The organism is Streptomyces aurantiogriseus (assembly GCF_014649375.1).
GTDB lineage: Bacteria > Actinomycetota > Actinomycetes > Streptomycetales > Streptomycetaceae > Streptomyces > Streptomyces aurantiogriseus.
Genome location: NZ_BMSX01000002.1, coordinates 147,838 through 171,488, shown reverse-complemented (window position 1 = coordinate 171,488; position 23,651 = coordinate 147,838). Strand labels below are relative to the sequence as shown.

General features: G+C 72.4%; 24 protein-coding genes and 3 pseudogenes. 10 read left to right on the top strand and 17 right to left on the bottom strand.

The window, feature by feature from the left end:
• The first annotated feature begins 193 nt into the window (after window positions 1–193).
• Together IE263_RS04260 and IE263_RS50310 are read left to right on the top strand one after the other, a co-directional pair.
• Window positions 194–1,147 carry an LLM class F420-dependent oxidoreductase gene (locus tag IE263_RS04260; RefSeq protein WP_189932323.1) on the top strand — a complete coding sequence of 318 codons (954 nt, stop codon included), beginning with the start codon at window positions 194–196 and terminating at the stop codon, window positions 1,145–1,147.
• A gap of 74 nt (window positions 1,148–1,221) precedes the next feature.
• A pseudogene (locus IE263_RS50310) lies at window positions 1,222–1,346 on the top strand (enolase C-terminal domain-like protein); the annotation flags it as partial.
• Between the two features lie 190 nt (window positions 1,347–1,536).
• Here IE263_RS50310 and IE263_RS04250 read toward each other — a convergent pair.
• Window positions 1,537–2,586: an SDR family oxidoreductase gene (locus IE263_RS04250; protein ID WP_268256001.1), complete on the bottom strand. Its 1,050-nt coding sequence runs from the start codon at window positions 2,584–2,586 to the stop codon at window positions 1,537–1,539.
• A 6-nt stretch (window positions 2,587–2,592) separates the two neighbouring features.
• Window positions 2,593–3,069 (bottom strand): phage holin family protein, encoded by a 477-nt coding sequence (locus tag IE263_RS04245; RefSeq protein ID WP_189932321.1) that lies wholly within the window; start codon window positions 3,067–3,069, stop codon window positions 2,593–2,595.
• Window positions 3,070–3,215: 146 nt separating this feature from the next.
• Between IE263_RS04245 and IE263_RS04240 the strand changes: the two genes are divergently transcribed.
• Window positions 3,216–3,764, top strand: a complete 549-nt coding sequence (locus IE263_RS04240) for a hemerythrin domain-containing protein (protein ID WP_189932320.1) — start codon at window positions 3,216–3,218, stop codon at window positions 3,762–3,764.
• 80 nt (window positions 3,765–3,844) lie between these two features.
• Complete coding sequence (locus IE263_RS04235; protein WP_189932319.1) at window positions 3,845–4,195, top strand: VOC family protein; 351 nt, start codon at window positions 3,845–3,847, stop codon at window positions 4,193–4,195.
• Between the two features lie 12 nt (window positions 4,196–4,207).
• Here the strand turns inward: IE263_RS04235 and IE263_RS04230 are convergent, their stop codons facing one another.
• On the bottom strand, window positions 4,208–5,107 hold the full coding sequence (locus IE263_RS04230; protein WP_189932318.1) for an arginase family protein: 900 nt from the start codon (window positions 5,105–5,107) through the stop codon (window positions 4,208–4,210).
• 66 nt (window positions 5,108–5,173) lie between these two features.
• Between IE263_RS04230 and IE263_RS04225 the strand changes: the two genes are divergently transcribed.
• Window positions 5,174–5,539: a DUF6204 family protein gene (locus IE263_RS04225; RefSeq protein WP_189932315.1), complete on the top strand. Its 366-nt coding sequence runs from the start codon at window positions 5,174–5,176 to the stop codon at window positions 5,537–5,539.
• Here IE263_RS04225 and IE263_RS04220 read toward each other — a convergent pair.
• From IE263_RS04220 to IE263_RS04180, 9 genes and pseudogenes are all read right to left on the bottom strand, one after another.
• Window positions 5,493–6,062 carry a GNAT family N-acetyltransferase gene (locus IE263_RS04220; protein ID WP_189932313.1) on the bottom strand — a complete coding sequence of 190 codons (570 nt, stop codon included), beginning with the start codon at window positions 6,060–6,062 and terminating at the stop codon, window positions 5,493–5,495. The two genes, IE263_RS04225 and IE263_RS04220, sit on opposite strands and share 47 nt — an antisense overlap.
• A 63-nt stretch (window positions 6,063–6,125) precedes the next feature.
• A complete protein-coding gene (locus tag IE263_RS04215) occupies window positions 6,126–6,368 on the bottom strand; it encodes a LapA family protein (protein ID WP_189932311.1) in 243 nt (80 codons plus the stop codon).
• A 68-nt stretch (window positions 6,369–6,436) separates the two neighbouring features.
• Window positions 6,437–7,360 (bottom strand): S66 peptidase family protein, encoded by a 924-nt coding sequence (locus IE263_RS04210; RefSeq protein WP_189933152.1) that lies wholly within the window; start codon window positions 7,358–7,360, stop codon window positions 6,437–6,439.
• A 294-nt stretch (window positions 7,361–7,654) separates the two neighbouring features.
• Window positions 7,655–8,692, bottom strand: a complete 1,038-nt coding sequence (locus IE263_RS04205; protein WP_189932309.1) for a hypothetical protein — start codon at window positions 8,690–8,692, stop codon at window positions 7,655–7,657.
• Between the two features lie 219 nt (window positions 8,693–8,911).
• A pseudogene (locus IE263_RS04200) lies at window positions 8,912–9,096 on the bottom strand (hypothetical protein); the annotation flags it as partial.
• A gap of 100 nt (window positions 9,097–9,196) precedes the next feature.
• Window positions 9,197–10,501 carry a M20/M25/M40 family metallo-hydrolase gene (locus IE263_RS04195; RefSeq protein ID WP_189932308.1) on the bottom strand — a complete coding sequence of 435 codons (1,305 nt, stop codon included), beginning with the start codon at window positions 10,499–10,501 and terminating at the stop codon, window positions 9,197–9,199.
• An 8-nt stretch (window positions 10,502–10,509) separates the two neighbouring features.
• The gene (locus IE263_RS04190; RefSeq protein ID WP_189932307.1) at window positions 10,510–11,343 is read right to left on the bottom strand and encodes a M55 family metallopeptidase; all 834 of its coding nucleotides are present in this window, start codon (window positions 11,341–11,343) and stop codon (window positions 10,510–10,512) included.
• A gap of 182 nt (window positions 11,344–11,525) precedes the next feature.
• Complete coding sequence (locus tag IE263_RS04185) at window positions 11,526–12,137, bottom strand: sigma-70 family RNA polymerase sigma factor (RefSeq protein WP_189932306.1); 612 nt, start codon at window positions 12,135–12,137, stop codon at window positions 11,526–11,528.
• Between the two features lie 172 nt (window positions 12,138–12,309).
• A complete protein-coding gene (locus IE263_RS04180) occupies window positions 12,310–12,993 on the bottom strand; it encodes a hypothetical protein (protein WP_189932305.1) in 684 nt (227 codons plus the stop codon).
• 204 nt (window positions 12,994–13,197) lie between these two features.
• Here IE263_RS04180 and IE263_RS04175 point away from each other — a divergent pair, with 204 nt between their 5' ends.
• Window positions 13,198–14,082, top strand: coding sequence for a sigma-70 family RNA polymerase sigma factor (locus IE263_RS04175; protein ID WP_189932304.1), 885 nt, complete (start codon window positions 13,198–13,200; stop codon window positions 14,080–14,082).
• A gap of 105 nt (window positions 14,083–14,187) precedes the next feature.
• Here the strand turns inward: IE263_RS04175 and IE263_RS04170 are convergent, their stop codons facing one another.
• The 4 genes from IE263_RS04170 to IE263_RS04155 form a co-directional block, all read right to left on the bottom strand.
• Window positions 14,188–14,529 (bottom strand): DoxX family protein, encoded by a 342-nt coding sequence (locus IE263_RS04170; protein WP_189932303.1) that lies wholly within the window; start codon window positions 14,527–14,529, stop codon window positions 14,188–14,190.
• 104 nt (window positions 14,530–14,633) lie between these two features.
• On the bottom strand, window positions 14,634–15,359 hold the full coding sequence (locus tag IE263_RS04165) for a methyltransferase domain-containing protein (protein ID WP_189932301.1): 726 nt from the start codon (window positions 15,357–15,359) through the stop codon (window positions 14,634–14,636).
• 139 nt (window positions 15,360–15,498) lie between these two features.
• Window positions 15,499–18,018, bottom strand: coding sequence for a SpoIIE family protein phosphatase (locus tag IE263_RS04160; protein WP_189932299.1), 2,520 nt, complete (start codon window positions 18,016–18,018; stop codon window positions 15,499–15,501).
• Window positions 18,019–18,397: 379 nt separating this feature from the next.
• Entirely contained in the window at window positions 18,398–18,841 is a 444-nt protein-coding gene (locus tag IE263_RS04155; protein ID WP_189932297.1) for an SRPBCC family protein, read from the bottom strand.
• Between the two features lie 168 nt (window positions 18,842–19,009).
• Here IE263_RS04155 and IE263_RS04150 point away from each other — a divergent pair, with 168 nt between their 5' ends.
• From IE263_RS04150 to IE263_RS48240, 4 genes and pseudogenes are all read left to right on the top strand, one after another.
• The gene (locus IE263_RS04150) at window positions 19,010–20,053 is read left to right on the top strand and encodes an Rv2578c family radical SAM protein (protein WP_189932295.1); all 1,044 of its coding nucleotides are present in this window, start codon (window positions 19,010–19,012) and stop codon (window positions 20,051–20,053) included.
• A gap of 135 nt (window positions 20,054–20,188) precedes the next feature.
• A complete protein-coding gene (locus IE263_RS04145; RefSeq protein ID WP_189932292.1) occupies window positions 20,189–21,769 on the top strand; it encodes an alpha/beta hydrolase in 1,581 nt (526 codons plus the stop codon).
• 62 nt (window positions 21,770–21,831) lie between these two features.
• On the top strand, window positions 21,832–22,230 hold the full coding sequence (locus tag IE263_RS04140; RefSeq protein ID WP_189932290.1) for a RidA family protein: 399 nt from the start codon (window positions 21,832–21,834) through the stop codon (window positions 22,228–22,230).
• Window positions 22,231–22,250: 20 nt separating this feature from the next.
• Window positions 22,251–22,328, top strand: a pseudogene (locus IE263_RS48240) (GNAT family N-acetyltransferase); the annotation flags it as partial.
• A gap of 252 nt (window positions 22,329–22,580) precedes the next feature.
• Here IE263_RS48240 and IE263_RS04135 read toward each other — a convergent pair.
• Window positions 22,581–23,156 (bottom strand): adenylosuccinate lyase, encoded by a 576-nt coding sequence (locus tag IE263_RS04135; protein ID WP_189932287.1) that lies wholly within the window; start codon window positions 23,154–23,156, stop codon window positions 22,581–22,583.
• Between the last annotated feature and the right edge of the window lie 495 nt (window positions 23,157–23,651).

Genomic DNA, 23,651 nt, shown 5'->3' with positions numbered 1-23,651 from the left:
TGGGGAGTGGGTGCAGGGAGGGACAGTCCCCGGCAGGGGGCACGGCGGGCGCAGCCCCCGGATGAGGGGCCACCCCTCGACCCACCGAGACGGACGGGCGGGCAAAGACCGCGCAGCCCCGCAGGGCCCGGTTTCCCGGCTCCGCCCCGGGTACTCGGAGCCGCGACCAACCCCACCCGCGGAGGTACCCCCCATGCCCGAGTACGGCTACTTCCTGTCCTGCGAGGAGTTCGGCCCCGCGGACCTGATCGAGCAGGCGCGGATGGCCGAGCAGGCCGGATTCCGGGCGCTGTGGATCTCCGACCACTACCACCCGTGGAACGACGCACAGGGCCAGAGCCCGTTCGTCTGGTCGGTGATCGGTGCGCTGTCGGAGGCGGTGTCGCTGCCCATCGAGACGGCGGTGACCTGCCCGACCGTCCGGTTGCACCCGGCGGTGGTGGCGCAGGCCGCCGCCACGTCCGCGGTGATGACGAACGGCCGCTTCCGTCTCGGCGTCGGCTCGGGTGAGGCCCTCAACGAACACATCCTCGGCGACGTGTGGCCGCCCGCGAACGTGCGCCTGGAAATGCTGGAGGAGGCGATCCAGGTCATGCGCCGGCTGTTCACCGGCGAGGAGGTCAGCCACTACGGCACCCACTACAAGGTGGAGAACGCCCGCCTCTACACCGTCCCCGACGAGCCGGTCCCGATCGACATCTCCGGCTTCGGCCCGAAGGCGACAGCGCTCGCGTCCCGCGTCGGCGACGGCTACATCACGATGATGCCGGAGGAGCCGATGGTGGAGCAGTTCCGCAAGGGCGGTGGCGGCACCAAGCTGGTCAGCGGCGGCACGAAGGTCTGTTATGGCCCCGACCGCGACGAGGCGGTCCGTACCGTCCGCCGGCTCTGGTCGAACCAGCTGCTGCCCGGCGAGATGGGCCAGATCCTGCCCACGCCGAGCCACTTCGAGCAGCTTCAGCCGCTGGTCACCGAGGAGATGGTGAGCGAGAACACGGTGTGCGGGGACGACGTCGACCAGCACGTCTCCGCGTTGAAGGCGTTCGCCGACGCGGGCTTCGACCGGATCTACGTCAACCAGATCGGCCCCGACCAGCGCGGCTTCTTCGACTTCTACCGCACGAAGGTGCTGCCGCAGCTGCCGTGAGGCGCCCGTCGCACCATGACAACACCTCTGACGACGCGGGCCGGACGTACGGCCCGGCACCGGTCGGCGCGCCCTCGGACGACCTGACCCTGACGGGGCTGCGGCTGGTCCGGGACGCGCTGGTGTGCGACGTGACGGCGGGCGAGTACGGCTACGACCTGCCGTACCCGCCCGCATGGTCACCACCGGCGCCGCGGACCAGCGCCGGAGCACGGCCTGACCCTGCGCACGGCCTGACCCTGCGCACGGAGAAGGCTGCGGAGTACCCGGTGAGGAGGTAGCTCCGCCTGTCAGCCGGTCGGATACCCCAACGCTTCAGCGGTCTCAGCCGACCGTCCGTGGGCACCATGGGCGGGCGTCCGTGGGCACCATGCGTGGGGTACCACCCCTCAGCCGTGACCCCGCCGCCGCAGTCCCGCCGTCACCGCCGCGCCGACCCCTGCTGCGGCCAGCAGCCCGGCCCCCACCCGTCCCCGGTTGCGCGAGACCCACTCCTGCGGATCCCCGTCCATGGCCTCCCCGTCGAACCGCCCGTGCGCCCCGAAGTCGTGCCCGTGGGGCCCGTCGGCGGGGCTCCACAGATTGCCCGGACCGCCGTTCCCGCCGGCGGCAGAGGCCTCCTGCTGCGCGTCGAAGCCGCTGCGGGCCAGGTAGCGGTCGAGGAAGGCCGGCGCCACGGCGTTGGCGACCAGCGTCGCCGCCGTCGAACCGCCCACCCAGTACTCCCGCCGCCGCCCGTGCCCGGCGGCGTGCACGATCGCCCGCGCGGCCACCTCGGGCTGGTAGACGGGGGCCACGGGCCGGGCCCGCCCCGGCATCCGGTTCAACACCCATTCGAACTGGGGCGTGTTGACGGCCGGCAGCTGCACCATCGTCGTCCGCACCCGGCTGCCCGAGTGCAGCAGCTCGCAGCGCAGCGACTCGTTGAACCCCTGGATCGCGTGCTTGGCGCCGCAGTACGCCGACTGCAACGGCACCCCGCGGTAGGCGAGCGCCGAGCCGACCTGCACGATCGTCCCGCGATTGCGCGGCAGCATGTGCCGCAGGGCCGCGCGCGTGCCGAACACATAGCCCAGATAGGTCACTTCGGTCACCCGGCGGAACTCGTCGGGGGTGATGTCCGTGAAGGGCGCGAAGACGCCGGCGAAGGCGTTGTTGACCCAGACGTCGATGCGGCCGAAGGCGTCGGCGACCTTCTGTGCCGCGTCCTCGACCGCCTGGGCGTCGGCCATGTCGACGCTCACGACGAGCGCCTCACCGCCGGCGCGCTGCACGTCGTCCGCCGCCGCGGCGAGGCCCTCGCGTCCCCGGGCCAGGAGGGCGACCCGGTCGCCGCGCGCGGCGAAGGCACGGGCCGCGGCCCGGCCGACGCCCCCGCTGGCCCCGGTCACCACGACGGTCCGGCCCTTTCCGGCCTGCGGTCCCCAAGGCGCCCGCACCACGCATCACGCCCGGTGGTGCGGCGACTCGGGGTCGATGTCGTCCGGCCGCGGCGCCTGTGCGTCGGGCGCGGTGGGCGGCATCGGCGGATAGGGCATGCCGAGGCCGCCGGTCGGGCCGACGGGCGGCGTACCGCCGGCGACGCGCCCGTGCGCGGCGGCGTAGCCGGCCTCGTGGTCTGCGGGGTGCCGGTGCGGCCGTGCGGCGCCGCGCAGCACGTACGCGAGCACGCCGAGGATCACCGCGGTGATCAGCGCGGCGGCCCAGTCCGGCAGTCCGATGCCGAGCGCCAGCCCCACGGCGAGCGCGACGGCGGCGCCCGCGTACAGGGCGAGGGCGCCGGACGCGGCGTACAGCATGGCCGTACGGCGCTGCTTGCGGCTCTGCTCGCGCAGCTCCTCGCGGATGGTCTCGCGTGCCACCTGCGCCAGCTCGTCGACCAGATGCTTGTCCAGATGCTCCAGGTGATCCATGCGCTCCATGGCGGCCGGGTACCCGGGGTGACGGGCGCGTAACGCCGGCGGGGCGGGGGTACCCGGGCGGCTCGTCCACCGGACACGCGAGAGAACGAGGAAAGGACGAGGAAGGAACGAGGAGAGAAAGAGGAGAGGGAGAAGGGAGGAAGAGGATGGACCGGCGAACCGACGTGGTGGAGCTCCTCAAGGGGCAGCACACGCGGATCCGGGAACTGTTCGACGAGGTGGTGCGGGCCCGGGGCGAGGTGCGCGAACGTGCCTTCCATGACCTCGTCCGCCTCCTCGCGGTGCACGAGACGGCCGAGGAGGAGGTCGTTCATCCCTTCGCGCGCGGCCACATCGACGACGGTGAGCGCGTCGTCGAGGACCGGATCCACGAGGAGGAGCAGGCCAAGCGGGCGCTTACCCGCCTCGACGACATGGACCCGGACTCGCCCGAGTTCCTCGACCTGTTCGCGGCCCTGCGCCAGGACGTGCTGGCGCACGCCGACAACGAGGAGCGGTACGAGTTCGCGCACTTCGACCGGGCCGCGGACCGGGGCAGGCTGGAGACGCTCGCCCGTGCCGTGCAGGCGGCCGAGGCCCTCGCGCCGACGCGGCCGCATCCCGGCGCGGACACCGCCGCCAGGAACCTGGCTGCGGCTCCCGTCGCGGCCGTGGTCGACCGCACGCGGGACGCCGTCCGCAAGGCCCTGGGCTGAGCCGGCGTGCGCGCGGCGGCCGGGGGGGATCGGGTGAAGGGTCCTCCTCTCCCCCGGCCTCCCCAACTAGGCTCGTCCGCATGGACATTCTCGGAGCCACGCTGCGTGTCTGCGTCGACGATCTCGAAGCCGCCGTCCCCTTCTACGAGCGCCTCGCCGGCACCCCGGCGCTGCGGTTCGAGCGCGGCGGGGTGCAGGTGGCGGCGGTCGGTTTCTTCCTGCTGATGAGCGGGCCCGAGGCCGAGCTGGAGGTGCTGCGCAAGGTCGCGGCGACGATCGCCGTCACGGACGTCGACGAGGCGCACAAGACACTCACCGAGCTGGGCGCCGACGTGATCGCGGGGCCGGTGCCGACGCCGGTGGGCCGCAACCTGATCGCCCGGCACCCCGACGGGTCGGTGTACGAGTACGTGGACCGTCGTCAGCCGTGACGCGGGCGCCGGTCAGGTGCGGCCGAGGGCGGAGACGACGATCTCGGTGAGGAGCGCGCCCGCGGTGCCGTCCGGGTCCAGGTCGGGGTCGTAGATGGTGACGTTGAGGCCGGCGCAGTGCGGGGAGTCGAGCAACGGCCGCAGCAGCGCGACGAGTTCGCCGGGGAACAGCCCGTCGGGGTCGGGGCTGTCGACGGCCGGCATGACGGTGGGGTCGAGGACGTCGGCGTCCAAGTGGACCCAGAATCCGTCGAGTTCGGGAATCTCGAAGGCCTGGGCGGTGGCGCGGGCGAGCGCCTCCGGGCCCCACTCGCGCAGCTCCCCGACCGTCACGACGGGCATCTTCAGGGCGACGAGTTCGGCACAGTCGTCGGTGAACTCGTCACGGATGCCGAAGAACCGCACGTCCTCGTCGCGCAGATACGGCCGCAGCCCTTCCAGGTCGGTGAGGTCCTCCTGCCCGCGCCCGGTGGCGAGCGCGACCTCCTCCCCGCCGGCCGCGCCGACCCGGTCGGAGTTGCCGGGGTGCCGGAAGTCGGGCGAGGCGTCGACCGCGGCGAGCCCGTAGCGGCCGATGCGGCGCAGGGCGAGGGAGGCGCCGAGCCCGATCGAGCAGTCCCCGCCGAGCACGACGGGGAAGTCACCGGCGCGCACGTGCCGCTCGATCCGGTCGGCGAGCCTGCGGGTGTAGGAGGCGAGGGCGGCCGCGTTGAAGACGCCGTCGCCCTCCTGCCAGTCCCCGCGGTCGTAGCGCGGCGGGACGACGACCCCGCCCTCACGGGCGCCGAGCCGCTGCAGGATCCGCTGCTCGCGCAGGGCTCCGGCGAGCTTGTAGCAGCCGGGCACGGTGCCGGGGGCGGGCGGGCGCAGGCCCAGGTTGGAGGGGGCGTCGAGCACCACGAAATTCCGCATGCGAGGCATCCTCGCCGACGTAGAGTCGGCCGTTCAACGGCTTTCACGAAGGAGCGAGGAGCGCGCGTGACCGAGCAGCACACCTACCGGGTCATCGTCCGGGGCACCTGGGACGGCCTCACCGACGAGGCCCGTGCGCGGCTGCTCGCCGAGGCGGCCGACCACGGCCTGGCCGGCATGCGGTTCACCGAGGAGGGCACGCTGTCGTACGAGCCGTCGCCGCTGAAGCACTTCTCGATGCGGTACGTGGTGGTGTCGGACGCGGCGGACGGCGAGGAGATGGCGGGCGCGCTCGCCGAGGACCGCGCCGAGGCGACGCTGCGGGAGCTCGGCTACGGCTTCACCGGGCTGCGGTCGACCGTCACCGACCTCGACACGATGAAGATCAACCGGAAGAGCGGGAAGGCCGGGAAGAGCGCATCTCGACGGTGAGCGCCCACCGCTCGTGGTCCCGCCAGGCCCCGTCGATGAAGATCATCTTCGGGGAGAAGCCCTCCAGGCGGAATCCGCAGGTGCGGGCGAGGGCGATCGAGGCGGCGTTGCCGGGCTGCACGTTGATCTCCAGCCGGTGCAGCCGCATCGGCCCGAACGCATGCGCCACCACCAGGTCGAGCCCCTCCCGCATCAGCCCGCGTCCGGCCGCGTGCGCGAAGGCGCCGTAGCCCAGCGCACCGCACTGGAAGCCGCCCTCGACGATGTTGTTGATGTTGATGAACCCGGCGATGGCCCCGTCGTCCAGGGTGCACACGAGGAAGCCCGCCTTCGTGGGGTCCTCGATCAGCCGGCCCGCGTACGCGGTGTACGCCTGGGCGGTGGCCGGCGGGAACAGCCACGGGTGGTGCAGGTCCTTGCTCTCCCGCACGCGTGCGGTGAACTCGGCCCCGTCCGCATAGGTGAAGTGGCGTATGCCCACGCGGGGGCCCTCGGCGAGGTAGCGGGATGCGGTGTGCGGCATCGGCCCAGCGTACGACGGGGTCGGCGGCGGCGTACCGGGAAGCCGGCCGGGCCCCTCACGCCCTCAGCCGCGCCGCTTCACGAGGTACGCGCCGCACAGCGCGCCGATGATCCCCGTGGCGAGGAGCGCCGTCCACAGCGGCGTCGTCACCTCGGGGACGAGCAGTCTGATCGTGGTGGCGCGGGTGTTCTCGAAGATGAAGATCAGGGCGAGCACGGCGAGCGCGAGCACGGTGATACGGGCGGGTGCCGGCGCACCGCCCTGTCCGCCGGCCTTCCTGCCGCTCCCGGAGGTCTTCGGGTTCATGCGACCAGGGTGGTCCCGGCGTCGGCCGCACGCACGGCGGGGTCTGCCCTCCGGGTGACCGGCCGGCGTCACCGCAGGGCGGGCGTGTCCAGGGTCAGCGTGCCGGCGTCGGCGTCCAGCTCGGCGCGCACGCCGAACGGCACGGTCAACGCCCCTTCGCAGTGCCCGAACCCCAGTTCCTCGACGACGGGCACACCGAGCCCGCCGAGCCGGTCGGCGAACACGGGCCGCAGCTCCTCGTAGGGCCCGCAGCGGTCCCAGGAGCCGAGTGCGACACCCGCGACGCCGTCGAGCCAGCCGGTGCGCAGGAGCTGGGTGAGCGCCCGGTCCACGCGGTACGGCTGCTCCCCCACGTCCTCGAGCAGGAGCAGCCCGCCGCGGGCGCCGGCCCGGGTGTGCGGGGTGCCCTGGCCGGTGGCGAGCAGGGCGAGGCAGCCGCCGAGGGTGACGCCCCGCGCCCGGCCCGGGGCGAGGGCGGCGCCGGAGGAGGTGAGGGTGCGGACGCTCTCCGGGGCGAACAGGGTGGCCTTCAGATGCTCCTGCGCCCGGGTGTTCTTGACGAAGTCGACGCCGGCGGCGACGGGCCCGTACAGCGTGACCAGGCCGAGGCGGACGGCGAACGCCTCGTGGAGCGTGGTCGCGTCGCTGAAGCCGAGGAACACCTTCGGGCCGGCCGCCCGCATCGCCTCCCAGTCGAGCAGGTCGACCATGCGCTGGGCGCCGTAGCCGCCCCGCGCGCAGATCACCGCGTCGACGGCCGGGTCGCACCAGGCCCGCTGGAGGTCGGCGGCCCGGTCGGCGTCCGTGCCCGCCAGATGGCCCAACTCCTCGTGCCGGTCGAGCACATGGGGTGCGGGCACCGGGTCGAGGTCCCAGCCGCGCAGCAGGTCGAGGCCGGCCTGGAGCCGCTCCTCCGCCACGGGTCCGCTGGGCGCGACGATCGCGACCCGGGCGCCGGGGGCGAGCCGGGCGGGCCGTACGAGGTCCTTCACGTCACGAGCTCCAGGGTCGGGATGCCGGGCCGGGGCGCAGCCGGAAACCTGAGCGTACAGGGACAGCTCGGCCTCCAGAGCGCGCACCGTCGCCTCCGCCCGCCGGAACCCGCCCCCTCGGAGGCGAGGGCCTTCGGCCACGCTGCACACCCGTTGGCTCGGCTGCGGTGAAGGCCGAACGCAGCCGATACTCGATCGCCGTGCCGACGCCGGGGCCCGGCAGCACGATCTGGCCACTGTGCGGCCGAAGGGCCCGCCGTGCGGCGGGCCCTTCGGCATGTCGGACGGCTTGCGTCATCGCTCCGCGCACAGTGAGCCGTAACCGCACGGCTTCTTGATCAGGATGAGGCTTCCGCTGCCGCCCTGGGGGTACTGGAAGCTGAGCGAGGGAGTCCTGATGCTTTCGAATCCGGTATCGGGGTCTGTGGGACCTGGTCCAAGCCCGCCTCCGGTGAGGATGTGATTCAGCTTGGTTCCCGGTTCGGTGAACACCTCGCTCCGAGCGGGCCCTTCCTGTGCGAGGTCGAACTGGAAGGTCAGCGCCGCAGTACCCTTGTCGCCTTCGTACCACACGACGACGTCGACTCTTCCGGTGGAGCTGAACCCCAATCCTTCGTTGAATGAGGCGAAGGGATTTTTCCTGGCCGGCACCCGCACCGTCAGCTCGCCCACTCCTGTGTCGTCGATGCGACGATCGTGAGTGATGTCGGGAATGAGCTGGACCGGCATGTCCGCGGATCGGAGACTGTCGACGTACGCCTGGTCATTGATGTAGATGTCCAGGGGATAGATGTGGAACGCGCCCGGAATGTTCAAACCAGCCGCGGCGGCGTCAGCCGGTTCCCGCACCAGGATGCTCGGGATGTTCACCAGAGAGGTTGGTTGTGACACCGTGCCGTCGATGCTGAAGTTTTCATTGCAGACGTTGACGATCACAAACACACCGTCGTTTTCGCCCCCTACTCCGACATCCGAGGCGGACACGGGTTCATACCCCTCCGGAAGGAGCGGAAGCAGCTTCGCCTTGTTGACGCGAATGGCGTTGGCCATCTCGGTCGCGAACGACATCCGGTAGGTGTGAAGAACCTCGGCACCTGGCGTGGTGGCGCGTGTGGTCACTGTGGGATCGGCACCGGCCCGACAGCTGCTCGACCCGTTCTCGGTGCGGCCAGTGGTCGCTGACGCGGGTACGGCCGCCAGCAGCGCCACCCCGCCCAGCACCAGGGCGCCGAGCCGGAGCAGCCGCCTCCGGGGCGCACTCCGGCGTCGGCTCTCACCGATCCGCCGGATCGCTTCCAGAGTGGTCAGCAGGACGAACAGCCCTGCCGCCATGGGGGGCTTGGATCCTCGCCGACTTCTCGTCCGAAACGGATGCATGGGCAACCTCAGCGTGTCAGGGTGCGCGGACGTTCTCGTTCCGACCCGCGCCAGGCGGAGTGACTGTCGTGATCCATTAGGTGACGCTCGGTGATGGACGGCAACCGCCCAGTCGTCGGATTGCTGCAGATGGCCGACCGCACAGTGGGGCAGGGACGGTCGTGCATGCCCTGTGCCCTCGGCGCCGTGGCGGCGGGAGCGGTCTGCCCACCGGGCGGCGGTGGTGTGGCGGGCCTGAAGCGCTCCGCGACCCGCCGCGAGGGCCAGTAGTCCTCCACGGCACACCGGGCCGGACGCAGCCTGCCGGTCGGGGTCAGCGGGGCATCACGGTGGGAGAACGAGGGCCTCCTGGGCGTCAGTTGTCGATGTCACGATCCACACCGACCCCAGAGGACCTCCCCCCCTTTCAAGGACCGCTCAAGGCGTGTCGCCCGTCGGCGACGTCCCCGGACAGCACACCTAGGCGATGCGCAGGAAGCGGTCGAGGACGCTGATTCCGAAGTGGAGGGCCTCGACGGGGACGCGTTCGTCGACGCCGTGGAAGAGGGCCTGGTGGTCGAGGCCCTCCGGCAGCTTCAGCGGCGCGAAGCCGTAGCCGGTGATCCCGAGCCGCGAGAACTGCTTGGCGTCCGTACCGCCGGACATGCAGTACGGCACCACGTGCCCCTCGGGTGCGAACTCCTCCACGGCGGCACGCATCTTCGCGAACGTCGGCGCGTCGACCGGTGCCTGGAGGGCGACCTCGCGGTGCTGGAACTCCCAGGCCACCTCGGGGCCGGTGAGCTCGTCGAGGGTCGCGCGGAACTCCTCCTCCCAGCCCGCCAGATACCGCCCGTCGACATACGCGACGGCCTCCCCCGGAATCACGTTGATCTTGTAACCGGCGTCCAGCATGGTCGGGTTGGCGCTGTTGCGGACGGTCGCCTCGACCAGCCCGGCCGCCGGGCCGAGCTTCTCCAGGAGGCCGTCCACGTCCTCGATGCCGGTCTCGATGCCGTACACGACGGCGAGTTCGGCGAGCGCGGCCCGCACGGTCGGCGTCAGCCGCAGCGGCCACTCGTGCTCGCCGATCCGCGTGATCGCGGCGGCGAGGCGGGTCACCGCGTTCTCCTTGTTGACCTTGGAGCCGTGCCCGGCCCGCCCGCGCGCGGTCAGCCTGAGCCATGCGGTGCCGCGCTCCCCCGCCGCGATCGGGTAGATCTCGCGCCCGCCGCCGTCGTGGAAGGTGAACGCGCCGGACTCGCCGACGGCCTCCGTACAGCCCTCGAAGAGGTGGGGATGCTCGTCGGCGAGGAAGCCCGCGCCGTCCTCGGCGCTGGCCTCCTCGTCGGCGGTGAAGGCGATCACCAGGTCCCGCCGGGGCCGGATCCCCTGGCGGGCCCAGGCGCGGACGACGGCGAGGATCATCGCGTCCATGTTCTTCATGTCGACGGCGCCCCGGCCCCACACCACCCCGTCGCGCACCTCCCCGGAGAAGGGGTGCACGCTCCAGTCGGCGGCCTCGGCGGGAACGACGTCCAGGTGACCGTGGACGAGCAGCGCGTCCGCGGACGGGTCGGTGCCCTCGACGCGGGCGACGACGTTGGTCCGCCCCGGGGTGCGCTCCAGGAGCGTCGGCTCCAGTCCCGCCCCGGCCAGCAGTTCGGCCGCGTACTCGGCGGCGGGCCGCTCCCGGCAGTCACCGCCACCCCGGTTGGTGGTGTCGATCCGGATGAGGTCGGAGGTGAACCTCACGACCTCGTCCTGCGCCCGCGCGTCAGCCATGCCGCTCCTCAGCCGTACTGCTCCTCGATCGCGGACGAGACGACCGTCGTGACCGCCTTGAACGTCCGGATGCCTTCGTACATGGTGCCGCTGGTGTACGCGACCTTCCGTTCCCCGATCCGCGCCACGCCCGGTACGACGGTCGCGGCCATCGCCAGATGCTCGGCGTCGAACTCCACGGCGACCGTGAACGGCCCGCCCACGACCGGTTCGTGACGGACCGCCAGGTGCGCTGCCTCCTTCGCCGCCGCCCGGATGTCGGCGGCGGTCCGGGCGGGCGTCCGGCACACGGCCGCGTACCGCGACACATGGTCCTTGACGGCCACCTTCAGCGCCTCGGGCGCGTACCCGAGCGCGTCCTCGCAGGCCACGTCGTCCCCGGTGACCAGCACGACCGGCACCCCGTACTCGGCGACCACCTGCGCGTTGAGCAGTCCCTCGCTCGCCCGTACGTCGTTCAGCCACACCCCGGTGACGGAGTTGGCGAGGTAGGTGTGGGAAAGGACGCCCTCCATGCCGGCGCCGGCGTGGTAGCCGACGAAGGCGATGCCGTCGACGTCGCCGTGCTGGACACCCTCCACCATGGACAGCGCCTTGTGCCGCCCGGTGAGCATCTCCGCCCGCTCGTCGAGCTGTTCGAGGAGCAGGTTGCGCATGGTCGAGTGGGCCTCGTTGATCAGGACCGTGTCGGCGCCGCCGTCGAAGAAGCCGAGGACGGCGGCGTTGACGTCCGAGGTGAACAGCGCACGGCACCGCTCCCACTCCGGCGTCCCCGGCAGCACGTCGGCCGGCCAGGTGACGCCGGTGGCACCTTCCATGTCGGCGCTGATGAGGATCTTCATGCCCGGTTCTCGCCCTCTCCAGGAAATCCCCTGAGCTTAACGGGCGTCCACCGGGCGGACGGACAACGAATCCGGTCGGTCCTCCGCCGACGCCGACCGGTGCACAGCCCCACCTCGAAGCCGGGTGCGGCTGACCGGTGCGGGGTGCTGTGGCCCGCGGGCCACAGCACCTCCCGGCGGGTTCAGGCCGCCAGCACGGCCGGCTCGTCCGCCTCCGTGAGCTGGCGGGCCAGCGTGGCGCGGGCACGGGCCACGCGTGAGCGCACGGTGCCGACGGGGCAGTCGCTGCGCTCCGCGGCCTCGTCGTACGGCAGACCGAGGATCTGGGTCAGCACGAACGCCTCGCGCCGGTCCCGCGGCAGCGCGGCCAGCAGGTCCAGCAGGACGACGCCGTCGTCGAAGCCCGGCAGACCGCGCGGCTGGGCCAGTTCGGCGGCCTGCTGCCAGTCCGGTACGTGTGCGCGGCGGGGCCGGGCGGCGGCGTACCGGTAGCTGTCCATGACCGCCCGGCGCGCGATCGACAGCAGCCAGGCGCGCGCGGAGGAGCGGCCCTCGAACCGGTGCAGGCTGCCGAGCGCCCGCAGGAACGTGTCCTGGGCGAGATCGTCCACCGCCTGCGGATCGGCGCACAGATGGGCGACGTAGCGCAGGACGTCCCGGTGCAGGGCGCGCACGAACCGCTCGACGGCGTCCGCGTCACCCCCGCGGGCGGCCAGCGCCAGCGCGGTGACCGACTCGTCGGCACAGGCCGATCGGTCGGACGCGCGGTGGACAGTGGTCAGGGAAGGGTCCATCACCTGGTGTCCTTCTCGGGTCAGGGATCCGGACCGGCGGCGCGCGAGGGCGCGGGCGGTCCGGTGAACGGGAGACGGCCCTACGGCGACCGCGCGGCGTCCTGGGGCGCCCGCGTCGGCGTACGGCCGTGGCCCGAGGCGCACAGGGGCGGCCTCGGGGCACCGGCTGTCGTCAGAGGACAGCGGTCTCCGCGGGCGGACCCCGAGAAATGATCGCGTGGACGAGGAGCAGCAGCCGCGGCGCCCGCTCGGCCCGGCGGCGCCGTACGCGCACGCGTGGGCCCTCCGGCGCGACCGGCCGGGCGAACAGCAGCCGCAGCGGCGCCGCCAGCCATCCGGCGACGGCCCGCAGGATGCGGAACGCGGCCCGCTCCCCGTACGCCAGCCACAGCCCGCACAGCAGCGCGGCGAGCAGGTGGGCGGCGAGCATGCCGTACGACGAGGTGCCGACGCCGGTCATGGAGTGCGGGGCGTGCCCCATGGAGGCCATGTCCATGGCGTCCATGGACATCGAGCCCATGCTCATGCCCATGTCCATGCCCATGCCTGGGTGCATGTCCATGTTCATGGAACCGGTGTCGCCGGCGGCCATGGTCCCGGTCGTCGACTGGGCGAGGGAGAACGCCGAGTGCAGGGCGGTCTGCGCGGCGACCACGACGGTCACGATCAGCGGCAGTCCGCGCTCACGCCCGGCCAGGCACCAGCCCGCAGCGCCCGTCACGGCCGCGCCGGCCCCCAGCGCCCACCAGGGCACGCCGCCGCCGGACATCAGGACGTGGCCGAGAGCGGCGAGCAGCACACACACGGCCGCGAACACCGCGGCCCGTACTGTGCGAGAACACCACCCTGCTGTCATGGCGCCTCATCCTCGCATCCCGGCTCGGCCCCTCAGTCCTGGGTACGGAAATCGGCCCGGTTCCGTACTCAATTCCGGCCGTGTGGCGCGCGTCACGCTCTGCCGCCGGGAAATCCCTGAGGTCCCGGAGATCGTTTTCTGCTCTGATCTCCCACGCGGAAGCCTTCCGCCCTTCGCCGAAGCGACATGAACGGGGACCCGGCCATGACCACGCCCACCCTGCCTGCGGAACGTTTCGAGGCCGACCGGCCCCGGCTGCGGGCCATCGCCCACCGTATGCTCGGCTCGCTCGCCGAGGCCGACGACGCCGTCCAGGAGACCTGGCTGCGGGCGTCCCGGGCCGACCTGGACGAGGTGGAGAACCTCACGGCCTGGCTGACCACGGTGGTGAGCCGGGTGAGCCTGAACATGCTGCGCTCGCGCCGGACACGGCGTGAGGAGCCGCTGGAGACACAGGTGGGTGAGGCGGCCGTGGACGCGGGAGAGGGCGCCGATCCGGAGGAGGAGGCGCTGCAGGCCGACTCGGTCGGGGTGGCCCTGCTGGTCGTCCTGGACACGCTGAACCCGGACGAACGGCTGGCGTTCGTGCTCCACGACCTGTTCGCGGTGCCGTTCGACACCATCGCCCCGCTGGTCGAGCGCACCCCGGCCGCGACCCGGCAGCTCGCGAGCCGCGCCCGACGGCGGGTCAGGGGAGGAACCCCCGCGCCCGCCGCCGACCTGGCCCGGCAGCGCGAGGTCGTCGACGCGTTCCTCGCCGCCACCCGCGGCGGGAACTTCGACGCACTGCTGTCTCTGCTGCACCCGGACGTGGTTCTGACCGCCGACCGTTTCGTCGTCCCGACCCCGGAGCCGATCACCCTCGGCGGTGCCCGCCCCGTCGCCCACAGCGCGATGGCGGCGACCGGCCGGGCCCTGTTCACCGGTCCCGCGCTCCTCGACGGCCGCGTGGGCCTCGTGATGGCGCCGCAGGGCCGGCTGCGGCTGGTCCTGCTCTTCACGGTCACGGACGAGGGCATCACACGGATCGACGTCGTCGCGGACCAGGAGCGGCTGGCCGGGATCGAGGTGGCGGTACTCGAGGGCTGAGGAAAGGGGGAGGGGTGACCGGGATTCCCGGTCACCCCTCCCCCGTGCTCGGACAGCCCTGCCAGGACCGCCGTCTCAGAACCGCCGTTCTCAGAACCGCCGTTCTCAGAACCACAGGACGAGCGAGACGGCCGCCGGTGCCGCGTAGATCAGCGGGAACGGCACGTGCGAGAACCAGCGGGCCCGCAGCACGGTGACGACCGCCCCGAGGAAGTACAGCACCAGGCCGGCCGCGGCCAGTGCACCGATCACGGGCACGAGCAGCCCCACCAGCAGACCGGCCGCACCGGCTGCCTTGGCGACGCCGAGCCAGAGCCACCACGAGCGGGGCACGCCGTAGTCGGCCAGCGGCTTCACGGTCCACTCGGCCCCGAAGAAGACCGAGGCGGCCGAGAATCCGGCCAGGACGGCTCCCAGGACGGTGACGACGACGTAGGCAGTGGACATGTCAGCAGCTCCTCATCAGGGTTCGCGGGCTTCCTTCACCCCCCTGACACCCCGCGCCGAGCCGGTGTGACAGGAAGAGGAGCTGCTTTTTGATGTGACCGTGCTCACACTGCCCGGCCGGCCAGGATCCACGTCGACGGCAGCTCGATCCGGGTGCCGTCGGGGGCGTACTCGGTGGTGGTGAGCGGGAGTTCGCCGGACGCCAGGACGGTGAGGCCGGCGGCCGCCAGATACACGGGTACCGCCTCGTCGGCCACCTCGCCGGGGGCGATGCCGTGCCGGAAGACCGACGCGAGCTTCGCGGGCGGTCCGCCGGGGCTCTGGGCGAGGCCGGCGAGGACGGGTCGGGCGGCCTCCGACAGCTCGACGAGGAAGGCCCGGCCGCGGTCGCCGAGAAGGGCGGCGATCCCGTCCACCAACGGCTGCCGGTCGTCGGGCTCGCACTGGTGCAGGACGCCCCTCATATAGACGTTGGCGTCGCCGAGTTCGGCGTGCAGCACCTCGGCCGCGCCCTTCTCGGCCGCGTCCAGCAGCCGGTACGTCGCCTGCCCGGCGGGGTCGGCCCGCCGGGCGTGGTCGAGGGCCGCGGCGGCCAGGTCGGCGCCGATCACATGCGGGAAGCGGTCGGCCAGGAAACGGGTCTGGGTGCCGTTGCCGCAGCCGAGGTCGATCAACGGCAGCCCGGGGTCCACGAGTCGGGGCTCGAAGAAGGCGAGGTGGGGAGCGGCGGTCACCGCGGGGTCCGCGTCCCAGAACACCGCGCCCGTCTCCTCGGGGGCCTCGCGCCAGAACCCCTCCCAGGTCTCCCGGTACCGACTCGTCACGCTCATGCCCAACTCCCCAGGGTGCGACGCCGATCCGTCGTAAGTGACGGGCCAGTACGGTGTATCGCTCCCGGGTGGGACGGACAAGCGCGGTACGGATTCCTTCACGCCTCGTTCGGGAGACATACGCGGTCGAGCGCCCCGCTCAGCGCCTCGGCAGCGTCAACTCGAACCAGACGGACTTGCCGCCGCCCGTACGGCTGGCGCCCCACTCGCGGGCCAGGGTGCTCACCACGCGCAGCCCCCGCCCGTACGCGTCACCGGGCCCGGCGCTCAGCAGGGTCGGCAGCTCGTGGCCGTCGTCGTCCACCTCGCACAGCAGTGTGTCCCCGCGGACGAGCCGCAGCGCGACGGGCCGGCTGTGGGAGTGCCGTACGGCGTTGGTGACCAGCTCGCTCACCATCAGCTCGGCGGGGTCGGCGAGCTTCGGCAGGCCCCAGTCGTGGAGCTGCTCGCGCACCACCGCGCGGGCGCGGCCGACCTGGGCCGGGTCGAGGGGGAAGGTCCACTCGGCGACGTCGTCGGGTTCGATACCGGCCAGACGGACCATGAGCAGGGCCACGTCGTCCTTGCGGCCGCCGCGGCCCGCTTCGGAGAAGGTCACAGCGAGGGCGCGGATGATGGTGTCGCAGGCGTCGTCCATGGAGGCGGCCGGGTGGGCGGCGGACTCGCACAGGGTCGCGAGGCCCACGCCGATGTCCTCGCCGCGCACCTCGACCAGCCCGTCGGTGCACATCACCAGCCGGTCGCCGGGCTTCACGCGCACGCGCACCGCCTGGAACGGCACCCCGCCCACGCCGATCGGCGCACCGGTGGGCAGGTCGAGCAGCTCGCTGCGACCGTCGTCGGCGTGGACCAGCACGGGCGGTATGTGGCCCGCGTTGGCGAGGTGCAGCTCGCTCGCGATCGGGTCGTAGACGGCGTACAGGCAGGTCGCGAGGTAGGTGTCGCCGAGGCGTTGGGCGAGATCGTCGAGGTTGCGCAGGAGCTGGGCGGGCGGCAGGTCGAGGGCGGCCATGGTCTGCACGGCCGTCCGCAACTGGCCCATCATCGCGGCGGAGTTGAGGCCGTGACCCATGACGTCGCCGACGACGAGGGCGGTGCGGGCGCCGGGCAGTTTCACCGAGTCGAACCAGTCGCCGCCGACGCGCCCCAGCAACGTCCCCGGCAGATAACGGGTGGCGATGTCGCAGCCCGTCATGTGCGGCGGGATGTGCGGCAGCATGCTGTCCTGGAGGGTCTCGGCGACGCTCTCCTGGTAGGTGTACATGCGCGCGTTGTCGAGCACGAGGCCCGCCCGGGCGGCGAGTTCGGCGCCGGTGACCCGGTCCATGTCGTTGAACTCGGCGCGCTCGGGGTGGCGCAGCAGGATCATGAAGCCGAGGACGACGTTACGGGCCTTCAGCGGGACGACGAGCATGGAGCGGCCGGTGATCAGGGGCCGGATGTCACGCTTGTCGAACTGCGAGGCGATGGCGTGGCCCATCTGCTCGCTGATGCGCGGCACCAGGACCGGCTCGCCGGTGGTCATGCACTGGAAGAAGGGGGTGTGCGCCGGGAACGGCATCGCCTCGCCGACGGGGACGACGTCGTCCCAGCGGCCGGGTTCGTCGGTGTGCTCGACGGCGACCCGGTGCCACATGGTGGTCGTGTCCGGTACGCCCTCCGGGAAGCCCTCACCGGCGACGACCTGTTCGCGCAGATAGGTGCCGGCGACGTCGGTGAAGCGGGGGACGACGGCCTTGCTGACCTCGATGATGGTCCGGGAGAGGTCGAGGGAGGTGCCGATCCTCCCACTGACCTCGTTGAGGAACTCCAGGCGCTCGCGGACGGCGGCGTACTCGAGGTCCTCGCCCTCGTCGTCGAGGTCCTCCGGTAGAGGTGAGCCGTCGGCCGCGGCGCGGGCGGCCCGCTCGCGGCGGGCTCTGCGCTCGACGCGCCGGGCGACGCCCCAGTCGGGGGTGACGGGCACCCGGTCGTTCTGGCTGAACTCCAGGACGGGGTAGCCGAGTTCAAGGACCTGCGCGACGATGCGGGCGCTCTCGCCGACGCTCATGCTGGGCAGGATCTCAGGGAGCCTGCGGGCGAGTTCCTCGGCGCCGGGGAAGTCGGTGTGCAGCGCGAAGCCGGGCGCGATGCGCTCGACGACCAGGCGGTTGTCCTGTTCGGGCCGGTGCAGGCCCTCCGCGTCGGCCGCCAGCACGAGCAGCCGCTCACGCCCCGGCCCGACGAGCGGGTACGCCCACCACAGGACGTCGACCCTCCCCGACCCTTCGGACGGGGGGACCACCGTCTCGCCTCGCTCGCGCTCGGGCACGGTCAGCCGGGCCCGCCCTGCGGCCGGATAGCTCAGCCCGCGGTCGAGGGAGGTCTCCAGGCCGGGCCCGAGTCCGTCGTAGGCGGCGTGGTCCCCGTACGGCAGGTCGTCGTCCACCTCCGGGAGGGCGCCGGAGACGGGTAACAGGTCGATGGCGGCCTGGCCGATCGCGTCGTTCTTGGCGACGCCGAAGAGCCGGCGGGCACCGGTGCTCCAGTGGGAGACAAGGCCGTCGCGGTCGACCACGACCACGGCGAGCGGGATGCGCCCGGCGTCGGCGGGTCCGGCCGCCGTACCGCCCCCGGCTCCGCGGCTGGGAGGCGCGTCCCCTTCGGTGCCACGGTCCATGGCCCAGGCCCTCTCTCCCCAGAGCTACGCAAGATCTGTTCCGCAGCCACCACCGTACGGCGCACGCTGCTCGCGATGTGCGGCAATTCTGGAATTGGTTTCACCCGGGCGGGGGCGGGTAGCGCCTGCCCCGCGTGCCGTCGGTCCTCGGGGCGGAGCCGCAGGTCACGCTCGGTGTGCGGCCGCCGCCCGCCAGGTGGCGCACGGTGGCGACCGGGGGGTGTCCGGCGGCGGCGACGGCGTACTCGCCGGGGGCTGACGCGGCCGCCCTCGCGTCCGCTGCGGCGAGTTGCGGCACCGACCCGGTCCGAGGGGGGGAGCACGCGAACCGGGAGAGCGGCCGACGGCCAAGGGCCGTGGGGCCCTTGACCCGGGTGCGCTACTTCTCGACCTCGGTGGCCAGGTTGGTGAGGATCGCGTCGTAGATCCGGCCGAGTCCCTTGGGCGCGAAGGTCTTCTCGAAGAAGCCCCCGATGCCGCCGGCGCCGGTCCAGGTGGTGGTGACGACGACCCGGGACCTGCCCTCGCCGGCCGGGGTGACGCGCCAGACGGTGACCATCGAGGAGTTGCGGTCCTTCTCGACGAGTTCGCCGTCGGCGGGCTCGGTGACCTCCAGGAGGCAGTCGCGGACGCGCTTGCTGGTGGCCTGGAGCTTCCAGTGGACGAGGGTGCCCTCGCCGTCGCCGCCCTCGCGCACCTCGTACTCGCTGAAGTGCTCGGGCAGCAGCCTCGCGCGCGTACCGCTGTAGTCGGCGATCGTGTCGAACACCGTCTCCGGGTCCGCCGCGACGACCCGCTCGGTGGTGGCTTCGACCTGCGCCATGGGTTCCTCCAGGTCTTTGTGTCTCGGGGTTGGGGCAAGCCAACCACCCCGGTGCCCGGCCGCCCAAATCGGGGTTCCGCAAGCGGTCGTGAGGCGATCGGAAAGAACCGTCGCACGATCATGGGAACACATGTTCTATTGTGGGCCCAGCGCTACCGAGGAGGCGTCATGCGCTGGGAGAACCTCACAGCCGAGTCCCGTCACGACCGGGCGGCGGACGCCGCGCTGTTCGGCGCGGACGCGGTCACGACCAGGACCTTCGACACCCCCGAGTTCCGCGGGATCACCTTCCACGAGGTGCGGGCCCGTTCGATCCTCAACCGGGTGCCGGGCGCCTCCCGCATGCCGTTCGAGTGGACGATCAACCCCTACCGGGGCTGCACGCACGCGTGCGTGTACTGCTTCGCCCGCAAGACGCACAGCTACCTGGACCTGGACACCGGGATCGGCTTCGACACCCAGATCGTCGTCAAGGTGAACGCGCCCGAGCTGCTGCGCCGCCAGCTGGCCTCCCCCCGCTGGCACGGCGAGCATGTCGCGATGGGCACCAACGTCGACTGCTACCAGCGCGCGGAGGGCCGCTACCGGCTGATGCCGGGCATCCTGGCCGCCCTGCGCGACCACGCCAACCCCTACTCGATCCTGACCAAGGGCACCCTGATCCTGCGCGACCTCGACCTGCTGAAGCAGTCCGCCGAGGTGACCGACGTCGGCATCTCCGTCTCGGTCGGCTTCACCGACACCGAGCTGTGGCGCACCGTGGAGCCGGGCACACCGGCCCCCGAGCGCCGTCTGGACGTCGTACGGACCCTCACCGAGCACGGCATCGGCTGCGGGGTGCTGATGGCGCCCGTGGTCCCCTTCCTCGGCGACGAGCCGGCCCAACTGCGGGCCACCGTACGGGCGATCGCGGCGGCGGGGGCCACCTCCGTCACCCCGCTGGTGCTGCATCTGCGGCCCGGCGCCCGCGAGTGGTTCATGGCCTGGCTCGGGCAGCACCATCCGCACCTGGTGCGCCGCTACGAGCGGCTGTACGCGGACGGCGCCTACGCGCCGAAGTGGTACCAGCGCCGGATCACCCGTCAGGTGCACGACCTGGCCGAGGAGTACGGCATCGGCCCCACACGCGCGGGGATGCCCCGCAGGATCCGGCCGCCCGAGCCGGTGGAGGAGCCCGAGGAGTCCGGGCCGACCCAACTCACGCTGATCTGAGCGCGTTCGAGGGCATCCCGCGACCCGATCGGGTCAAGTATCACCAGAACAGGTTCTTTCGGACGATCTTTTCGGGACGATGCGGCGAGGGCCGTGATCCACGCGGTCCGTCGACCTCCGTCCTGGGAGGACTCCATGAGAAAACGCGCAGCTGTGCTGTGCGGCGCCGCCGCCGTCGTCGTGGCCGGGACCTTCGCCGCCGTGCCCGCCGGCGCGAGCCCGTCGCACAGCCCGGAGGCCGTCCGAGCGGCGACGCTCAGCTGGAAGAAGTGCCCCACCACCGACTACCCGACGCTGCAGTGCGCGTCCCTCGAGGTGCCGCTCGACCACGGCGATCCCGGCGGACAGCACATCACGCTCGCGCTCTCCCGTGTCCCCCACACCGCCAAGAAGTACCAGGGGCCGCTGCTGGTCAACCCGGGCGGCCCCGGGGGCAGCGGACGGACGCTCGCCGGGTTCGTCGCGAAGTCGCTGCCGAAGAAGGTGGCGGCCGAGTACGACGTCATCGGCTTCGACCCGCGCGGGGTGGGCAGGAGCACGCCCGCGCTGACCTGCAAACCGGGCCACTTCGGTTCGGTGCGCCCGGACCCGGTCCCGGCCACCGCGGCGATCGAGCGGGCCAACCTCCAGCGCGCCAGGTCCTTCGCCGAGGCCTGCGGCAAGAAGTACGCGAGCGTGCTGCCGCACATCAACACCCTCAGTGCCGTACGGGACATGGACGCCATCCGCCGGGCCCTCGGCGCGCCGAAGCTGAACTACTTCGGCTACTCGTACGGCACGTACCTGGGCACCGTCTACGCCAAGCTCTACCCGGAGCGGGTGCGGCGCCTGGTCCTCGACTCGATCGTCGACCCCACCGGCGTGTGGTACGAGGACAACCTCGGGCAGGACCCCGCCTTCAACGACCGGCACCGGGCGCTGATGGCCTGGATCGCGAAGCACGACGCCACGTACGGGCTCGGCACCGATCCCGGGAAGATCGAGGCCAGGTGGTACGCGATGCGGACGGCGCTGGCGAAGAAGCCGGCGGACGGCAGGGTGGGCGCCGCGGAGCTGGAGGACACGTTCCTGCCGGGCGGCTACTACAACGGCTACTGGCCGCACCTCGCCGAGGCGTTCGCCGCGTACGTCAACGCCAAGGACGCCGAGCCGCTGGTCGAGGCGTACGAGGACTTCGCCGCGGTCGACGCCGCCGGGGACAACGGCTACAGCGTCTACACCGCGGTGCAGTGCCGTGACGGCTCCTGGCCGCGCGACTGGGACGCGTGGCGCGCGGACCACTGGGCGGTGTACGAGAAGGCGCCGTTCATGACCTGGAACAACGCCTGGTACAACGCGCCGTGCGCGTTCTGGCCGACCCGCCCCCTGGAGCCGGTGAACATCGCCAACGGCGAGGTGCCGCCGGCCCTGCTGTTCCAGGCGACGGACGACGCGGCCACCCCGTACGAGGGAGGCGCCACGACGCACGCCCTGCTGCGTGGTTCGAGCTTCGTCGTCGAGCAGGGCGGCGGCAACCACGGCATCACGCTGAGCGGGAACTCCTGCCTCGACACACACCTGGCGAAGTACCTGACCGACGGCACGGTGCCCCGCGGCACCGGCACGGTCGACGCGGTGTGCAAGGCGCTGCCCGACCCCAGGCCGCTGACCGCGAAGGTCGCCTCGGGCACGGCCCACGGCTCGACACTGCACGGGCTGCTCGGCTTCCGCGGCTGAGGGCCACGACGGCCGGCGACCCCGTCGGGGGCGGTGTCGGACCCATGGTCCACCATGGACGCATGAGTGAGCTGACCAGGATTCCCGCCCCCGACGGTGTCGCCGCCGCGGCCCAGTACACGCATGTCGTGCTGGGCACCGGCCGTTTCGTGGCCGTCTCCGGCCAGCTCCCTCTCGACGCGCACGGCGGGCTGGTCGGCGAGGGCGACCCCGAGGCCCAGGCCCGCCAGGTCTTCGAGAACCTGCGGCGTTGCCTCGCCGCCGCCGGAGCGAGCTTCGACGACGTCGTCAAACTCACCTATTTCGTCACGGACATGGCCCATCTGCCGGCGATCCGCGCGGCCCGCGCCGCACACATACCCGACGACCGTCTTCCGGCCTCCTCGGCCGTGCAGGTCGCCGCGCTGGTGCGCCCGGAGTTCCTGATGGAGATCGAGGCCTTCGCGGTGGTGGCCGAGTGACGGCCGCGCTCGTCCGTGAGATGACGCTCGCCGACTGCGACCGCGTCTCCGAGATCCGCATCCGCGGGTGGCAGACCGCCTACCGGGGCCTGATGCCGCCACATCGGCACCGGCACCGGCCGGGGGCGGTGAGAGGTGCGGCAGGTGGGGAGACTTGACGGCTTGACGGTGGATACAGGCTACGGGGGCAGGCGCGCGTTCTCGACCGACCGGTAGGGCAACTTCCCCAGGGGCGCGGGGCTGTGTGGATGTGCGGCTCCGCCGCTTGGGCGCGACCAGCCCACCACAGCCCGCACCCGCCAACTCACACCATTCCCCACTCCATCCCGCGCCCCCTGTACGTCGCCCCCTCAGCGTTGGCGAGGAATCCGCTCCAGCGCCCGTACCGCCGCCTCCGCGAGGGTCGGGTGGGCGAGGGCCTCCTTCAGTACGGGGCGGGCTCGGTGGTCGCCCAGGGTGCCGAGGCCGTCGACGCAGGCGAGGGCCACCCCTCGGTGGGGGTCGTGCGGGGTCAGCCGCCGCTGCAGGGTGGTGATCAGCGCCGGGACGGACTCGGGGGCGCGCAGCTCCACCAGGAGCCGGACGGGGTGCAGGGCGTAGGCGACGCGCAGTTCGTTGGTGGCCAGGGCGGCCGCGGCGCGGGCGGTGCGGGGGTCGCCGAGGCGGGCCAGGGCGTGGGCCGCGGCGGCGCAGCGCGGTGGGTCGCGGTGGTTGAGCAGCAGGACGAGGGCCTCGAAGGCGCGCCGGTCCCCGGCGAGCCCGAGCCGGAACGCGGCCAGCTCCCGGGCCCACAGCGGCTGTCCCGACTCGGTGAGCACGCCCGCCAGTTCGTCGTGGTCGGCGGTGCCCGCCAACCGCTCGTACGCCGCCGTCCCGCCCGACTCCCGCCGTAGACGCTCCGTGAGCGATCGCAACTCTTCGTCCATGCGTCGAGGGTAGGGGCTGCGCCCCTCGCCGGGGGCCGGGCGGCGCGCAGAGGCGCACGGAAGCACAACCAGCGCACTGCCCAACGCCGGGAACACACCTGCCCGGTACCTGCGCCCGGCCTCCGGGACGACCGCGGCTCAAGGCCCGGACGGTCCCGTTCCCACCAGTGACGTGCAGCAATGCCGCGCGCCCCGGACAGGTGGCACGGCCTCAGGTCCCAACTCCGTTCACTACCAGCCATGTTCGGCGAGTTTTCGAAGGAAGATCCTTCGTCCGGGTGAACTCGCGGGGCGGAAAGGCGTTGCCGCCCGGGTCAGTACGATGCGCAGCCAACAGCCCGTGAAGCGGCTGTTGTTGACGCATCCCCCGGAACATCCACCTCCTTGAGCAGTGGTCTACCCAAGAACGATCACAGAGCGTTGCTACTGGTAAGTAATGAGTCATCGAGTGGGTGCCGAGACCGACAGGAAAAGGGTCTGCGGTCTCCCCCCTGA

Coding starts and splice junctions, on each gene's coding strand:
- IE263_RS04260 (WP_189932323.1), top strand. CDS start 194: ATGCCCGAGTACGGCTACTTCCTGTCCTGCGAGGAGTTCGGCCCCGCG.
- IE263_RS04245 (WP_189932321.1), bottom strand. CDS start 3,069: ATGGAGCGCATGGATCACCTGGAGCATCTGGACAAGCATCTGGTCGAC.
- IE263_RS04240 (WP_189932320.1), top strand. CDS start 3,216: ATGGACCGGCGAACCGACGTGGTGGAGCTCCTCAAGGGGCAGCACACG.
- IE263_RS04235 (WP_189932319.1), top strand. CDS start 3,845: ATGGACATTCTCGGAGCCACGCTGCGTGTCTGCGTCGACGATCTCGAA.
- IE263_RS04230 (WP_189932318.1), bottom strand. CDS start 5,107: ATGCGGAATTTCGTGGTGCTCGACGCCCCCTCCAACCTGGGCCTGCGC.
- IE263_RS04220 (WP_189932313.1), bottom strand. CDS start 6,062: ATGCCGCACACCGCATCCCGCTACCTCGCCGAGGGCCCCCGCGTGGGC.
- IE263_RS04215 (WP_189932311.1), bottom strand. CDS start 6,368: ATGAACCCGAAGACCTCCGGGAGCGGCAGGAAGGCCGGCGGACAGGGC.
- IE263_RS04205 (WP_189932309.1), bottom strand. CDS start 8,692: ATGGCGGCAGGGCTGTTCGTCCTGCTGACCACTCTGGAAGCGATCCGG.
- IE263_RS04195 (WP_189932308.1), bottom strand. CDS start 10,501: ATGGCTGACGCGCGGGCGCAGGACGAGGTCGTGAGGTTCACCTCCGAC.
- IE263_RS04190 (WP_189932307.1), bottom strand. CDS start 11,343: ATGAAGATCCTCATCAGCGCCGACATGGAAGGTGCCACCGGCGTCACC.
- IE263_RS04185 (WP_189932306.1), bottom strand. CDS start 12,137: ATGGACCCTTCCCTGACCACTGTCCACCGCGCGTCCGACCGATCGGCC.
- IE263_RS04180 (WP_189932305.1), bottom strand. CDS start 12,993: ATGACAGCAGGGTGGTGTTCTCGCACAGTACGGGCCGCGGTGTTCGCG.
- IE263_RS04175 (WP_189932304.1), top strand. CDS start 13,198: ATGACCACGCCCACCCTGCCTGCGGAACGTTTCGAGGCCGACCGGCCC.
- IE263_RS04170 (WP_189932303.1), bottom strand. CDS start 14,529: ATGTCCACTGCCTACGTCGTCGTCACCGTCCTGGGAGCCGTCCTGGCC.
- IE263_RS04165 (WP_189932301.1), bottom strand. CDS start 15,359: ATGAGCGTGACGAGTCGGTACCGGGAGACCTGGGAGGGGTTCTGGCGC.
- IE263_RS04160 (WP_189932299.1), bottom strand. CDS start 18,018: ATGGACCGTGGCACCGAAGGGGACGCGCCTCCCAGCCGCGGAGCCGGG.
- IE263_RS04155 (WP_189932297.1), bottom strand. CDS start 18,841: ATGGCGCAGGTCGAAGCCACCACCGAGCGGGTCGTCGCGGCGGACCCG.
- IE263_RS04150 (WP_189932295.1), top strand. CDS start 19,010: ATGCGCTGGGAGAACCTCACAGCCGAGTCCCGTCACGACCGGGCGGCG.
- IE263_RS04145 (WP_189932292.1), top strand. CDS start 20,189: ATGAGAAAACGCGCAGCTGTGCTGTGCGGCGCCGCCGCCGTCGTCGTG.
- IE263_RS04140 (WP_189932290.1), top strand. CDS start 21,832: ATGAGTGAGCTGACCAGGATTCCCGCCCCCGACGGTGTCGCCGCCGCG.
- IE263_RS04135 (WP_189932287.1), bottom strand. CDS start 23,156: ATGGACGAAGAGTTGCGATCGCTCACGGAGCGTCTACGGCGGGAGTCG.